Annotated in this window: 2 protein-coding genes; both read right to left on the bottom strand. The window is 64.9% G+C overall.

The window, feature by feature from the left end; genetic code table 11:
* A partial coding sequence (locus A3754_RS19915; protein ID WP_063521084.1) for a di-heme oxidoredictase family protein occupies positions 1-1,368 on the bottom strand: 1,368 nt, incomplete at its 3' end.
* A gap of 113 nt (positions 1,369-1,481) precedes the next feature.
* Positions 1,482-1,995, bottom strand: a 514-nt coding sequence (locus tag A3754_RS19910) for an imelysin family protein (protein ID WP_304439849.1), incomplete at its 5' end; no start/stop codon positions are given.

The raw sequence follows: 1,995 nt of genomic DNA, 5'->3' as shown, positions 1-1,995 counted from the left end.
CGCCGCCCGTTGCTCGGCGTCAAACGCCAGTACCGCGTCCCGCGACCCGGCCGCTTCGCCGCCATGCCAGAGGATCGCCTCCATCAGGTTGCGGGCGCGGCCATCGTGCAGAAACTGGGTGTGGCCATTCACCGCCTCGGTGAGGCCGATACCCCAGAGCGGCGGCGTGCGCCATTCCTGACCATTGGCCAGGAACTCCGGGCGACCGTCTGCCAGACCCGGCCCCATGTCATGCAGCAACATGTCGGTATAGGGCCGGATGGTCTGGTTAGCCAGCTCCGGTTCGGCGGCGTCGGCACCGGTGGTGAACACCGGCACATGGCAGCCCTGGCAGTTAGCCTGGAAGAACAGGCTCTTGCCCGCCAGCACCTGCGCATCATCCACATCCCGGCGGGCGGGAACCGCCAGATTGCGGGTATAGAAAGTGACGTTGTCGAGAATCGAGTCGCTCACTTCCACCTCGCCGCCATTGGGCATGGCCAGGCAATCGGGCTGGGCAGCGGAACAGGAATCCGTTGGCACCAGATGGCTGGTCAGCCCCATGTCATTGGCGAAAGCTTCCGCATTCTGCTGGCGCAAACTGGGCTGGCCGGCTTTCCAGCCGAAACGCCCCATGGCGGTGGTGTTGTTGCTGCGATCCCAGACCCGGTTGGCCCGGCCACTGATACCATCACCGTCCTCATCCTCCGGGTCGGCATGGGCCAGCAGGTCCGCTTCCGGAATCGCTTCCAGCAGCCCCAACCCAATCACCGGCGGTGCAATGCGCGCGGAAAACAGCGTCGCCGGGTGCATCTCGCCATACGCCAGGTTGCTGAAGCTCAGGCGGGGGACGCGCAGAGCCACCTGATAACCGTCCTCAAACGTGACGATCCGGGTGCGGTAATCGACCCGTACCCGCCCCTCCGGTTCAACACCCGGAATGGCCGCATCCTGAAACTGCCCGCCGTAGGTTGGCTCGGGCATCAAGCCGCTCCGGGTCAGGTCATCGTCGGTCCCCGCCGGCACCGACAAGCGCACCAGCATGGACACCGCCTGCCTGGCATCAGGTGCGGGCGGGTGCCCGCGACCATCCTTGATATGACAGTTCTGGCACGCGTTGGTGTTGAACAGCGGCCCCAGCCCGTCACGGGCATCGGTGGAGGCCGGCGCGATTACCCAGGGGTTGCGGAAAAAGCTGTTGCCCACGCTGAAATCCAGCCGCCGCGACGGCGACAAATTGGCCAACGGCAGAGAGAAGGCGTTCTGGTCCGTCTTGGTCACCGTGGCTTCACCCGCAGACAACACCTCGCCAGGTTCGGCTTCGGTAAACGAGGGGCCGGCATCACAGGCCGCCAGCAGGGCGGCAAGGGTCAACGGGAGATATCGCAAGGGGCAGTCTTCCTTCTTTCTTGATGGCTGGCGGACAGCTGGCTAGAGAAGCGCGCCTGCAGCCCTAAGGGGGCCGCCGCCCCGTGTGCATGCGCGTCTTTCCGGTTCTGGCGTCAGAAACTGTGATTGGCGGTATCCGGGTTCAGGGCCTGGATGTTCAACACCCGCGCCGCTTTCTCGATGCTGGTGGTCTGCACGACCAGGGCACCAATGGCGGCATTCACCGTGTCGGCACCCTGGGCATTGCCCGGGGCAATCAGCTGATCGAAATGGGTCCCGTTGTTGGCGCTATCTACCAGCACCTGCAGCGCCGCCTCGCTGGCGTTCAGGTCGGTTTTCAGCTGGCTGTCCGCCGCCGGCTGGTTCGCCGCCACCAGGTCGCTCAGCGAGGGGCCGGTCAGGGTTTCCCCGTTGCTCCGCTGATACTCGCCCAGATACACATTGCGAATGCCCTTGCCATTATAGAAGTGCGACGCATGGGTGTTATCGCTGAAGCAGTCGTGCTCGTCTTCCGGGGAGTGCGCCGCCAGCGCCACTTTCATGCGCTCGCCGGCCAGCTCGCCCAACGACAGGCTGCCCATGCCGAACAGCATCTTGCGCAGGCCGTTTTCCACGCTGTCCGCTTCC

It is taken from the genome of Alcanivorax sp. HI0083, assembly GCF_001635175.1.
This window is presented reverse-complemented; position numbering and strand designations above follow the sequence as displayed.